Raw genomic sequence first — 13163 nt, forward strand, 5'->3', positions numbered from 1 at the left:
ATGATCACCAGCTCGGGGATCGCGGCCTCGTCGGCCTCCGTCACGGTGCCCGTACTCATCTGTGCTCCGTCTCCCGGCTCGCCGCTCATGTCATCCGTCCCCCGTCGTCGCGTCTCATGCATCTTCAACGATCTCACCGGTCGCGGTGTTCACCGCCGGCGCCGGTGACTTCGCGGCCAGGGCGGCGGCAAGGGTCTCGGCGGTCTTGCGGCCCACTCCGGGCACCTCGCAGATCTCCTCCACGGTGGCCGCGCGCAGCCTCTTGACCGAGCCGAAGTGCTTGATCAGCGCCTGCTTACGGGCCGCTCCGAGGCCCGGCACGTCATCCAGCGGGCTCGCCTTCATCGACTTCGAGCGCTTGCTGCGCTGGTAGGTGATCGCGAAACGGTGCGCCTCGTCGCGGACCCGCTGAAGGAGGTAGAGCCCCTCACTCGTACGGGGCAGCACGACCGGGTGCTCCTCGCCGGGCAGCCAGACCTCCTCCAGGCGCTTGGCGAGGCCGCAGACCGCGACATCGTCGATGCCCAGCTCGTCCAGGGCGCTGCGGGCGGCGGCGACCTGCGGCTGACCGCCGTCGACGACCAGCAGCTGGGGCGGGTAGGCGAACTTCCTCGGCCTGCCGTCCTCGTCCCGGGCACCGCCGGTCTCCTGTGCCGGGCCGGTCTCCCCCGAGGGGCCGGTCTCCGGTTCCTCGGCCGGAGCCGGGCCCTCACCGTCGGCGGTCTCCGGTGCCTGGCCTCCCCACTCGCCGGTGCGGCGCTTCTCCTGGAGGTAGCGGCGGAAGCGGCGGCTGATGACCTCGTGCATGGAGCGCACGTCGTCCTGCCCCACGACGGACTTGATCTGGAAGCGGCGGTACTCGCTCTTGCGGGCGAGGCCGTCCTCGAAGACGACCATGGACGCCACCACGTCGTCGCCCTGGAAGTGGGAGATGTCGAAGCACTCGACGCGCAGCGGCGCCGAGTCCAGGCCGAGTGCCTCTGCGATCTCCTCCAGGGCCCGCGACCGGGTGGTCAGGTCGGAGGCGCGCTTGGTCTTGTGCAGCACCAGGGCCTGCTGTGCGTTGCGCCGCACCGTCTCCATCAGGGCCCGCTTGTCGCCGCGCTGCGGTACGCGCAGGCTGACGGCGGCGCCACGGCGCTCGCCGAGCCACTGTGCGACGGGTTCCTCGGCGGGCGGCAGCGCGGGGACCAGCACCTCCTTGGGCACCGCGTCGCCGCTCTCCTCGCCGTAGAGCTGCTGGAGGGCGTGCTCGACGAGCTGCGGGGTGGCGATCTCCTCCACCTTGTCGGTGACCCAGCCGCGCTGGCCGCGCACCCGGCCGCCGCGTACGTGGAAGATCTGGACCGCGGCCTCCAGCTCGTCCTCGGCGACGGCGATCAGGTCGGCGTCGGTGGCGTCGGTGAGTACGACGGCGCTCTTCTCCATCGCCCGCTTCAGCGCGTCGATGTCATCGCGCAGCCGGGCCGCCTTCTCGTACTCCGTCTCCTCGGCCGCCTGCGCCATCTCCCGCTCCAAGCGGCGCAGGTAGGAACCGGTGTGGCCGGCGACGAAGTCGCAGAACTCCTCGGCCAGTTCGCGGTGCTCCGCGGCGGTGACCCGGCCCACGCAGGGCGCGCAGCACTTGCCGATGTAGCCCAGCAGGCAGGGACGGCCGATCTGGGCGGAGCGCTTGAAGACCCCGGCGGAGCAGGTGCGTACGGGGAAGGCCCGCAGCATCAGGTCGACGGTCTCGCGGATGGCCCACGCGTGCGCGTAGGGACCGAAGTAACGCACGCCCTTCTTCTTCGGGCCGCGCATCACCTGCACCCGCGGATACTCCTCGTTGAGCGTCACCGCGAGGGAGGGATAGCTCTTGTCGTCGCGGTACTTGACGTTGAACCGCGGGTCGAATTCCTTGATCCAGGAGTACTCCAGCTGGAGCGCCTCGACCTCGGTGGAGACCACGGTCCACTCCACGGAGGCGGCCGTGGTGACCATCGTGCGGGTGCGCACGTGCAGACCGGCCAGGTCCTGGAAGTAGTTCGCGAGCCGCTGGCGGAGGCTCTTGGCCTTCCCTACGTAGATCACCCGGCGGTGCTCGTCACGGAACCGGTAGACCCCCGGAGAGTCGGGGATCTCGCCCGGTTCAGGGCGGTAGCTGGAGGGATCTGCCATGGCGCCACCTTACGACTTGACGCCGACATCACTCTCCGCCGTCGGCTACCGCCCCGTCAGGTCCTCACCAGCCGCGCTCGCGCCATTCCGCCAGGTGCGGGCGCTCGGCACCCAGCGTCGTGTCACCGCCGTGACCGGGATAGACCCAGGTCTCGTCAGGCAGTTGAGCGAACAGCTTGGTCTCCACGTCGTGCAGCAGACTCGCGAACGCCTCGGCGTCGTCATGGGTGTTGCCCACGCCGCCGGGGAAGAGGCAGTCGCCGGTGAAGAGATGCGGATGCCCGTGCGGGTCGTCGTAGACGAGCGCGATCGAGCCGGGGGTGTGGCCGACGAGGTGCCGGGCGGTCAGCTCCACCTCGCCGACCCGCACCGTGTCCCCGTCCTCCACCGGGACGTCGGTGCCGACGGGGATCCCCTCGGCGTCGAAGCGGCCCGCGTAGGTACGGGCGCCGGTGTCCTTGACGACCGACGCCAGGGCCTGCCAGTGGTCGCCGTGCTGGTGGGTGGTGACGACGGACGCGATGCCGTCGGTGCCGATGAGTTCCAGCAGCGTCTCGGGCTCGTTGGCCGCGTCGATCAGCAGCTGCTCGCCGGTCGACCGGCATCGCAGCAGGTAGGCGTTGTTGTTCATGGGGCCGACCGCGACCTTGGAGATCATCAGGTCGGTCAGCTCGTGCACGTCGGCAGGTCCCCCGACCTGCACCTCTCCGGTGTAAGCCATGGCCACACCCTAGGCCCTGACGGGTGGTCCGGCCCCGGCACCGTGGCGAACGGCGAGCGCCGGGAGGGGCACTAGAGCGACGGGAGGGTGGGCAGGGGGTCGCGGGCGGAGAGGCCGCCGCCGGTGCTGCGGCCGGTGAGCCAGCCGACGAGAGCCGTGGGGCTGCCGGCCACCACCAGGGTCCCGGCGGCGCCGTCGACGGGTGCGCCCGTGTGCCACCTGCCGCCGTCCTCGGTACGCAGCTCGATGGCGGCCGGGAGGTCGGGGTGGCCGGAGAAGCGCCGGGCCATGTTCTCCAGCTCGCGCTCGACGAAAGCGCCGGGCAGGTCGTCGATCCCGTAGCCGACGCCCAGGTCGACGTGGTGGAGCTCGACCTCGATCCAGCGCCGGAACGGGAGGGAATAGGCGAGGTCCGTCACACCGTTACGCAGTTCGACGGTGCGGCCCCAGTCGGCTTCGTGCTGGGCGGCGAAGGCTCCGTCGAGCCGGGCCGCGGTCTCCCGCAGGTCGTCCAGGTGGACGGCCGGCGGGCGGTGGGCGTCCCGCTCGATGTCGGCGTCACGGGCTTCGGCGCTCGCGTACATCGGCAGCCCGGCGAAGACGTTGACCAGGGCGTCGGCGTTGCGAGCGAGGTGGGCGAGCACATGTCCGCGGGTCCAGCCGGGCAGCAGCGAGGGCCCGGCCACGCCGGCTTCGTCCAGCTGGGCGGCTGCGGCGAGGAAGCGGTCGGTGGCGTCCCGTACGAGACCGGCGTCGGCGGCGGGGTCGGGTGAGGGAAGAGCGGGGTTCGCTGATGGGTTCATGATCCCCAAGCTAGCCCGGCCACTCCTTCGAGTGGAAGACGGCGCAAGACAGCACAAGGGAGCCGTAAATCGAATGCACGTGCTATAGGCTCGGGGGGCGGAACCGACGGTATCCGAAGGACACCCGGACGGCCCCGCCCATACCCTTGGTCCCCGGGGCCCCCGCGTAGTCGAGCAGGGCACCCCTCCCTCTCACACGAAAGGTGCCGACCGGCGTGGCCGACCGTCTTCTCGTCCGTGGCGCTCGCGAGCACAATCTCCGGAATGTCTCGATAGATCTCCCGCGCGACTCCCTCATCGTCTTCACGGGTCTGTCGGGCTCGGGCAAGTCCTCGCTCGCCTTCGACACCATCTTCGCCGAGGGCCAGCGCCGCTACGTCGAGTCGCTGTCCGCTTACGCCCGGCAGTTCCTCGGACAGATGGACAAGCCCGATGTGGACTTCATCGAGGGCCTCTCCCCCGCGGTCTCCATCGACCAGAAGTCGACCTCGCGCAATCCGCGTTCGACGGTCGGCACCATCACAGAGGTCTACGACTATCTGCGGCTGCTGTTCGCCCGGGTCGGCAAGCCGCACTGCCCGGAGTGCGGGCAGCCCATCGCCCGCCAGTCGCCGCAGGCGATCGTGGACAAGGTGCTGGGCCTGGAGCCCGGCAGCCGCTTCCAGGTGCTGTCGCCGCTGGTGCGCGAGCGCAAGGGCGAGTTCGTCGATCTCTTCAACGAGCTGCAGACCAAGGGCTACAGCCGGGCGCGCGTCGACGGGCAGACGGTTCAGCTGTCCGAACCGCCGAAGCTGAAGAAGCAGGAGAAGCACACGATCGAGGTGGTCGTCGACCGCCTCACCGTCAAGGAGAGCGCCAAGCGGCGGCTGACGGACTCGGTGGAGACCGCGCTGGGCCTGTCCGGCGGCATGGTCATCCTGGACTTCGTCGACCTGGACGCCGACGACCCGCAGCGCGAGCGGATGTTCTCCGAGCATCTCTACTGCCCGACCGACGACCTGTCCTTCGAGGAGCTGGAGCCGCGCACCTTCTCCTTCAACTCCCCCTTCGGCGCCTGCCCGGAGTGCACCGGCATCGGCACCCGGATGGAGGTCGATCCCGAGCTGATCGTCCCGGACGAGGACAAGTCGCTCGAGCAGGGCGCTCTGCACCCCTGGTCGCACGGCCACACCCGGGAGTACTTCGGGCGGCTGACCGGCGCACTGGGGGACGCGCTCGGCTTCCGTACGGACATCCCCTGGGGCGGGCTGCCGCAGCGCGCGAAGAAGGCGCTGCTGTACGGGCACAAGACGCAGATCCCGGTGCGCTACCGCAACCGGTACGGGCGGGAGCGGGCGTACACCACCGCCTTCGAGGGCGTCGTGCCGTTCGTCAAGCGCCGGCACCAGGAGGCGGAGACCGACAGCAGCCGGGAGCGCTTCGAGGGCTACATGCGCCAGGTGCCCTGCCCGACCTGCGAGGGGACGCGGCTGAAGCCGATCGTGCTCGCGGTGACCATGCAGGGCAAGTCCATCGCGGAGATCTCCTCGATGTCGATCAGCGACTGCGCGGACTTCCTGCGCGAGCTGACGCTGAACGACCGGGACAAGACCATCGCGGAGCGGGTCCTCAAGGAGGTCAACGAGCGGCTGCGCTTCCTGGTCGACGTCGGCCTGGACTACCTGACACTCAACCGCGCCGCCGGCACCCTCTCGGGCGGCGAGGCCCAGCGCATCCGGCTGGCGACGCAGATCGGCTCGGGTCTGGTGGGTGTGCTGTACGTGCTGGACGAGCCGTCCATCGGGCTGCACCAGCGCGACAACCACCGGCTGATCGAGACCCTGGTCCGGCTGCGCGACCTGGGCAACACGCTGATCGTCGTCGAGCACGACGAGGACACCATCAAGGCGTCCGACTGGGTCGTCGACATCGGCCCCGGCGCCGGTGAGCACGGCGGCAAGGTCGTGCACAGCGGCCCGCTGAAGGAGCTGCTGGCGAACCCGGATTCGGTGACCGGCGAGTATCTGACGGGGAAGCGCAGCATCCCCATCCCGGACGTGCGGCGGCCCGTCGATCCGCAGCGGCAGCTGACCGTGCGCGGGGCGCGGGAGAACAACCTCCAGGACATCGACGTCTCCTTCCCCCTGGGCGTGCTCTCGGCGGTGACCGGGGTGTCCGGCTCGGGCAAGTCCACCCTCGTCAACGACATCCTCTACACCCACCTCGCCCGCGAGCTGAACGGCGCGAAGTCGGTGCCCGGGCGGCACACCCGGGTGGAGGGCGACGACCTGGTGGACAAGGTCGTGCACGTCGACCAGTCGCCGATCGGCCGTACGCCGCGCTCCAACCCGGCGACGTACACAGGCGTATTCGACCATGTGCGCAGGCTCTTCGCGGAGACGACGGAGGCGAAGGTGCGCGGCTACCTGCCGGGGCGCTTCTCCTTCAACGTCAAGGGCGGCCGGTGCGAGAACTGCTCGGGCGACGGCACCATCAAGATCGAGATGAACTTCCTGCCGGACGTGTTCGTGCCGTGCGAGGTCTGCCACGGCGCGCGCTACAACCGGGAGACGCTGGAGGTCCACTACAAGGGCAAGAGCATCTCCGAGGTGCTCGACATGCCGATCGAGCAGGCGATGGACTTCTTCGAGGCGGTGCCCGGCATCGCCCGCCACCTGCGGACGCTGAACGACGTGGGTCTGGGCTATGTCCGGCTCGGCCAGCCCGCGCCGACCCTTTCGGGTGGCGAGGCCCAGCGCGTGAAGCTGGCGAGCGAGCTGCAGAAGCGGTCCACGGGACGCACGGTGTACGTGCTGGACGAGCCCACCACGGGGCTGCACTTCGAGGACATCCGCAAGCTCATCTCGGTACTGGAGGGCCTGGTCGAGCGGGGCAACACCGTCATCGTCATCGAGCACAACCTCGACGTCATCAAGACGGCGGACTGGGTCGTCGACCTCGGCCCGGAGGGCGGCAGCGGCGGCGGCCTGCTGGTGGCCGAGGGTGCGCCGGAGCAGGTCGCGGCCCTTCCGGCGAGCCACACGGGGAAGTTCCTGCGGGATGTGCTGGGCGACCGGGTGAGCGACGCCTCGCCGACGGTGGGCACGCGTAAGGGAGCCGGCCCGTCACCGGCGAAGAAGGCCCCCGCGAAGAAGGCGGCGGCCCGGCGGCGCTGACGGCACGTCACCGCTCACGGCACGTCAGGTGGTGCGGCGCGGGCAGGGGATCGATGGTCGCCCGCCCGCGCCGCACCACTGTCGCGTGCGCCCCGCCCGACACCCGAGTCGACAGCGGTAACACCCATATTCATGGACCACCGCACCCTCATCCCGACACAACCGTCATCTGCGTCACATGATCCGTTCAGGTGTTTTCGGCGATTTCCCGGCAGACGTCTGGTGTAGACCGGTTAGCCTTGGGACGCTGTGCCCCGCTGTGCGTAGGAGCGCACGCAACACTCGTGTTCGTGGGGGCAGTTGTGAGACAAGTCCGCGCACGCCGACAACTCTTCGTACGGTCACTGCTTCCCGCGGTGGCCGTTTCCGCGCTGCTGGCCGGTCTGGCGCCGCCTGCCTCATCGGCACCCGCCGAGCCGTCATCCTCGTCGCTACGAGCACCCGCCGGGGGCGACGAGGGCGGCGACGGCATGCAGCTGTCGCGCACCAGCCGTCCCGTCGCCCCCGGGGCCACGCTCACCTCCTTCGACCGGCTCGAACCGGACAAGTGGCTGCGGGCGGACGCGCTGAGCGTCGAGCTCGGCGGCGGCAGCGGCGGCACCCGGACGGACTACCTCTCCTCCGGCGAGGTCTCCACCCGCAGGACGGTGACCGAGCTGGCCAAGGAGCACGACCCCGGCAAGGGACGGCGCACCGTCGCCGCGCTCAACTCCGACTTCTTCGACATCGACGAGACCGGCGCACCGCTCGGTCCCGGTCTGCGGGACGGCCAGGTCACCCACTCCCCCGCCGCCGGGAACAGCGAATCGGTCGGCTTCGGTCCCGAGGCGGCGGGCCGCATCCTCGACCTCTACTTCGAGGGCACCCTCACCCTTCCGGGCGGAAACGAGCGGCTGGCCTCCTACAACGCGGCCAACGTTCCCGAGAACGGCATCGGCGCCTACAACTCCCAGTGGGGCGGCGCCGACCGGGCGCTGACCACCGACGGCGCCGCCGATGTCGCCGAGGTGACCGTGAGAGACGGCCATGTCGAGACCGTCTCCGGCGCGCCCGGCGGGGGGTCGATCGAGAAGGGAACCACGGTGCTGGTGGGCCGCGACGTCGGGGCCAAGACGCTGAACACGCTGGAACCGGGCGACGCGGTGTCGGTGGAGTACCACGCCCGTACGGACGACGGCTCCGCGGTGCCGCGGACCGCGGTCGGCGGGCGGGGGCTGCTCGTCGTCGATGGCCGGCCGCAGGACTGGGAGGGCAGACCGAACAACGCGACCGCTCCGCGGACCGCGGTCGGCTTCTCCAAGGACGGCTCCACCATGCACGTGCTGACGGTGGACGGGCGGCAGCCCAGGTCAGGTGGTGTCACCCTCACCGAACTCGCCCTGATGATGAAGGACTTGGGTGCGTACAACGCGCTCAATCTGGACGGCGGCGGCTCCTCCACGCTCCTCGCCCGCGAACCGGGCGCGTCCGCACCGCAGTTGGAGAACGCCCCCTCCGACGGTGAGGAGCGCGAGGTGCCCAACGGACTGGCGCTGACCGCACCGCGGGGAAGCGGCGCGCTGACGGGCTTCTGGGTGGAGACGGCGGCCGACCCGGCGGCGGCCCCGACCGCCGACAATCTGCCCGGCGGTCACCCCGACCGGGTCTTCCAGGGCCTGACGCGGAAGCTGACCGCAGCCGGTTACGACGAGACCTACGGCCCGGCCCGGGGCGATCCGCGCTGGCACACGGCACGGCCCGGCGTCGGCCGGGTCGACGGCGACGGTGTCTTCCACGCCCGCCGCGCCGGCTCCACGGACATCACCGCCCGCCAGGGCACGGCCAGCGGCACCACGAAGCTGTCCGTCATCGGTGAGCTGGCCCGGGTACGCCCCACGGCGGAACGCGTCGGGCTGGCGGACGGCGCCGCGGAGGGCACCTTCGGTGTCGTCGGCTTCGACGCCCAGGGCACGAGCGCGCCCGTCGACCCGGCCGACGCCCGCCTGGAGTACGACCGTTCGCTCTTCGCCGTCTCCCCGGACCCGGCGCGCGGTGGCTTCACCGTCAAGGCCCGCCCGGGCAAGGAGTCCGCGTCCGGCATCGTCACGGTGACGGTCAAGGGCCGCACCACACGGCTGGCCGTCACCGTCGGGCTGCACGACCGGAAGGTCGCCGACTTCGAGGACGCGGCGGACTGGAAGTTCAGCGCCGCACGCGCCGAGGGGTCACTGGCGGCCGAACCGGCGGCCCACGAGGGTACGGGTCTGAAGCTCAGTTACGACTTCAGCAAGTCCACGGCCACGCGGGCCGCGTACGCCACCCCGCCCCAGGAGCTGGCCGTCGCGGGCCAGCCGCAGAGCTTCACCATGTGGATCAAGAGTGACGGCAAGGGAGCCTGGCCCTCCCTGCACCTCAAGGACGCCCTCGGCACCAGCCAGGTGTTGCGCGGCGGACACCTCGACGAGGAGGGCTGGCAGCAGGTCACCTTCACCGTCCCGGAGGGCGTCGGCTACCCGTTGCGGGTGCACCGCTTCTACCTCGCGGAGACCCGGCCCGCCCAGCAGTACACCGGCGAGGTCGTGCTCGACGAACTGGTCGCCCGTACCCCGCCCGACGTGAACCTGCCCGCCGCGCCCCGTCCGGAGGATCCGCTGATCTCGACGGCCGCGGAGGCCGGGGGGCGTGACTGGCGCTTCGCGGTGATGTCGGACGCGCAGTTCGTGGCCCGCGCACCGGACAGCCCGATCGTGCGGCAGGCGCGCCGCACCCTGCGCGAGATCCGTGCCGCCGGGCCCGACTTCCTCGTCATCAACGGCGACTTGGTCGACGAGGGTTCGAAGGCCGACCTGAAGTTCGCCCGGAAAGTGCTGGAGGAGGAGCTCGGTGATGCCGTCGACTGGTACTACGTACCGGGCAACCATGAGGTGATGGGCGGCGGCATCGCCGACTTCACGGCCGAATTCGGCCCGGCCCAGCGCACTTTCGACCACAAGGGCACCCGCTTCGTCACCCTCGACACCTCGTCACTGACGGTGCGCGGCGGCGGCTACGGGCAACTGCTGGAGCTGAGACGACAGTTGGACACGGCGGCGGATGACCCGTCCGTCGGGTCCGTGACCGTCATCCAGCATGTGCCGCCCCGGGATCCGACCGCACAGCGGGGGAGCCGGCTGACGGACCGCCGGGAGGCCGATCTCCTGGAGGAGTGGCTCGGCGACTTCCGCGCCCGTACGGGCAAGGGAGCCGCGTTCATCGGGTCGCACGTCGGCGTCTTCGACGCGTCACGCGTCGACGGCGTTCCCTATCTGGTCAACGGCAACTCCGGCAAGACGCCCGCCGCGCCGCCCGGCGAGGGCGGTTTCACCGGCTGGTCGCTGCTCGGCGTGGACCAGGGCGCCGGACGGCACGCGCCGGGCGGGCACGGCGGCGGCGAGAGCGACTGGCTCGCCGTCCAGACCAGGCCGCACGTCGACGGCCTCACCCTGGCCGCTCCCGCCGAACTCCGGGTGGGCGAGGCGGCGCAGGCCACCGCCACCGTGCTGCAGGGAGAAGGCGACGCGCCGCGGAAGGTGCCGGTCGGCTGGCCCGTCAGCGCCGACTGGTCGGGCTCCGGAAACCTCTGCGTCACGGGGGACCCGGGCCCCCCGGACCGGGACAAGGTCCGCTGTGCGGCCTCCTACGATCCGGGCACGGACACCCTCACGGCCCACCGCACCGGCACCGTCACCCTGACCGTCGAGGTCAGCGGTGAGCGCGCGGAGCGGCAGGTGAGACTCACCCGCTGACCTCTCGCTCCGCCTTCCGCGAGGCGTACAGGCTCGTGATGGTGGTGACGACGAGGACGGCGCAGATGACGCCCAGCGAGACCGGGATGCTGATCTCCGGCACGTGCACCCCGGTCTCGTGCAGGGCGTGCAGCACCAGCTTGACGCCGATGAAGCCGAGGATGACCGACAGCCCGTACGAGAGGTGCACCAGCTTCTTCAGCAGACCGCCGATGAGGAAGTAGAGCTGACGCAGGCCCATCAGCGCGAAGGCGTTGGCGGTGAAGACGATGTACGGGTCCTGGGTCAGGCCGAAGATCGCCGGGATGGAGTCGAGCGCGAACAGCACGTCCGTGGAGCCGATGGCGAGCATCACGATCAGCATCGGGGTCATGAGCCGCTTGCCGTTCTCGACGACGAACAGCTTGGTGCCGTGGTATTGGTCGGTGGAGGGGAAGCGCCGCTCGATCGTCTTCAGGAGCCGGTTCTCCTCGTACTCCTCCTCCTCCCCGCCCCCGCGCGCCTCCTGGATCAGCTTCCACGCCGTCCAGATGAGGAAAGCGCCGAAGAGGAAGAAGACCCAGGAGAAGGCCGAGATCATCGCGGCGCCCACGGCGATGAAGCCCGCCCGCAGCACGAGCGCGATCAGCACACCCACCAGCAGCACCCGCTGCTGATAGACGGTCGGCACCGCGAACTTCGCCATGATCAGGACGAAGACGAAGAGGTTGTCGACGCTGAGCGACTTCTCCGTGACGAACCCGGCGAAGAACTCGCCGGAGGCCTGTGAGTTCCCGGTGAGCAGCAGGCCGAACCCGAAGAGCGCGGCGAGGACGATCCAGACCGTGGTCCAGATGCCGGCCTCCTTGAGGGAGACCTCGTGGGGCTTGCGGCCGCCGATGAAGAAGTCGACGGCGATGAGGGCGCACAGACCGGCAATGGTCAGCCCCCAGACGGTCAGGGAGACATCCATGAACGTATCCTCCGGCTCGCGTGCTCGCATGGGCCGGAGGTCTCTTCCGCCCGGCGCGCTGCTCGTGGCTGCGCTGCTTCCGGGCCGACGCCCCGGGACCGGTCTTCCGGTCCGTACTGACGAGCACGCCGCAGGATGACGGGAATACTCCCCTCCGTGCAAAGAACAGTAAAGCAATGCCAAGGAAAGGTAAAGAACTCCTGGTCAGGGGCACTTCTGAAGCTCAGCCTGTCGAGGATCAGCCCCCGTACAGCCGCCGTGCCGCGGCGACTTGGCGCAGCACCTGCGGCAGCACCTCGCTGCCGCGGGGCGCGAGGGGCGGTTCATACGTCCAGTGGTGACCGACCCAGGGATCGGCCAGGTGGTCGTCCGGCACCGGCGTGATGCGGAGCAGGGCCCGCCACAGCGGGTCGAGCACCGGGCCGTAGGCGCGGGCGTCCTCACGGTCGGCGACCATCATCAGGTTGACCCCGACCGAGGGACCCTCGTCGGCGAGATAGCGGAGCTGGGTGACGGCACGGTCGTCGAAACCGTGCGGGAAGTCGTGCACGAGGAGGAGTTGCCCGGCGGTGTCCACTTCCGGCGGCAGCGCGTCGGTGGCACCGCTGCGCACGGCCATCTGCACCAGGTCGACGCGCTGGGTGAGCTTCTCCAGCAGCCGGCTCACGCCCCCGGCACCGGGGAGGGGCGGCTCCCCCAGCACGCCGGTCTCCACCAGCGGCGCGAGGGCGGCCCGCGCGGAACCCGCCGGATCGATCACGTTGAGTGTGAAGTCACCGGCCGGGTGGACGGCGGCCAGCCGGGCGGCGACCGCGGTGGCCGTCTCAGCGGCGAGGCGGCGCAGCTCGTCGGAGTCCATGACGGCGGACACGGCCGAACCGCTGCGACCGCTGTCGATCCACAGGCCGCGCTCCAGCGGCAGCCGCACCAGCATCGGAATCCGCAGCCCGGCACTCTCGGGAAGACTGAGGTCGCCCAGACGCACCGCCATCGGCGTCTCCATGGGTGTCCTGTACGCATGCCAGACCGGGTTGTCGAAGCGGGCGTAGGCGGCCGGCAGCGCGGACTCCACGACCTGGGACTCCGCCTCGAGCTGTCCGAGGTCCCGGTCGAGCACGGCTCCGGCCTGCTCGACCAGCCGGGCGTGCTTGGCCCGCGCCTCGTCGCGCGCCGCGTCGGCGACGGTGCCCACCCGGGTGCGGGGGTCGGAGAGCACCTTGTCCAGTTCCTGCTCCATCCGCGACTCGGCGAAGTCGACGGCGGAACGGTAGGCGGCGACCGTACGGGCCAAGTCCTCGAACATGTCCCAGATCTGGTTGTACAACCGCTCGTCCATGCTCCAGCCGTTGGCGTCGCCGGCGAAGGGCACGTAGGCGCTGTCGCCGCCGGGGGCGTGGGGAACACCGGGGGCCGGAGGAGGTGCTGAAGGGCGGCCGGGGTGCTGGTAGTCGATGGGGCCGCCGCCGGGACCGCCCTGCGCGGATGCCTGTGTGGATGCCTGCGCGGATGCCTGTGGGGCGACCCGCGGGGCTCTCTGCGGGCCGTCGGGGTCGGTGCCGCCGCCCGGGGCATCGCCCGGGGCGGCGGGTCCGGTCCTCGTCCGTACGGGTG

7 protein-coding genes are annotated in these 13163 nt (G+C 70.7%); 2 read left to right on the forward strand and 5 right to left on the reverse strand.

What is annotated here, in order from left to right:
• Positions 1 to 114: 114 nt before the first annotated feature.
• The 3 genes from uvrC to ACRDP3_RS12575 form a co-directional block, all read right to left on the reverse strand.
• Positions 115 to 2157, reverse strand: a complete 2043-nt coding sequence (gene uvrC, locus ACRDP3_RS12565) for an excinuclease ABC subunit UvrC (RefSeq protein ID WP_431516987.1) — start codon at positions 2155 to 2157, stop codon at positions 115 to 117.
• 64 nt (positions 2158 to 2221) lie between these two features.
• Positions 2222 to 2878: an MBL fold metallo-hydrolase gene (locus tag ACRDP3_RS12570; RefSeq protein ID WP_431516988.1), complete on the reverse strand. Its 657-nt coding sequence runs from the start codon at positions 2876 to 2878 to the stop codon at positions 2222 to 2224.
• Between the two features lie 71 nt (positions 2879 to 2949).
• Positions 2950 to 3681 carry a maleylpyruvate isomerase family mycothiol-dependent enzyme gene (locus tag ACRDP3_RS12575; protein ID WP_431516989.1) on the reverse strand — a complete coding sequence of 244 codons (732 nt, stop codon included), beginning with the start codon at positions 3679 to 3681 and terminating at the stop codon, positions 2950 to 2952.
• Positions 3682 to 3896: 215 nt separating this feature from the next.
• Here ACRDP3_RS12575 and uvrA point away from each other — a divergent pair, with 215 nt between their 5' ends.
• Positions 3897 to 6836 carry an excinuclease ABC subunit UvrA gene (gene uvrA, locus ACRDP3_RS12580; protein WP_431516990.1) on the forward strand — a complete coding sequence of 980 codons (2940 nt, stop codon included), beginning with the start codon at positions 3897 to 3899 and terminating at the stop codon, positions 6834 to 6836.
• Positions 6837 to 7306: 470 nt separating this feature from the next.
• A complete protein-coding gene (locus ACRDP3_RS12585) occupies positions 7307 to 10600 on the forward strand; it encodes a phosphodiester glycosidase family protein (RefSeq protein WP_431516993.1) in 3294 nt (1097 codons plus the stop codon).
• On the opposite strand, the gene ACRDP3_RS12590 is transcribed toward ACRDP3_RS12585, so the two are convergent.
• Both ACRDP3_RS12590 and ACRDP3_RS12595 read right to left on the reverse strand, forming a co-directional pair.
• Positions 10590 to 11552, reverse strand: coding sequence for a TerC family protein (locus ACRDP3_RS12590; protein ID WP_431516991.1), 963 nt, complete (start codon positions 11550 to 11552; stop codon positions 10590 to 10592). The genes ACRDP3_RS12585 and ACRDP3_RS12590 overlap by 11 nt on opposite strands.
• Before the next feature lie 238 nt (positions 11553 to 11790).
• Positions 11791 to 13163 (reverse strand): TerD family protein (locus ACRDP3_RS12595; RefSeq protein ID WP_431516992.1); only part of this gene is annotated, 1373 nt, incomplete at its 5' end.

Source organism: Streptomyces sp. (assembly GCF_050698815.1).
GTDB lineage: Bacteria > Actinomycetota > Actinomycetes > Streptomycetales > Streptomycetaceae > Streptomyces.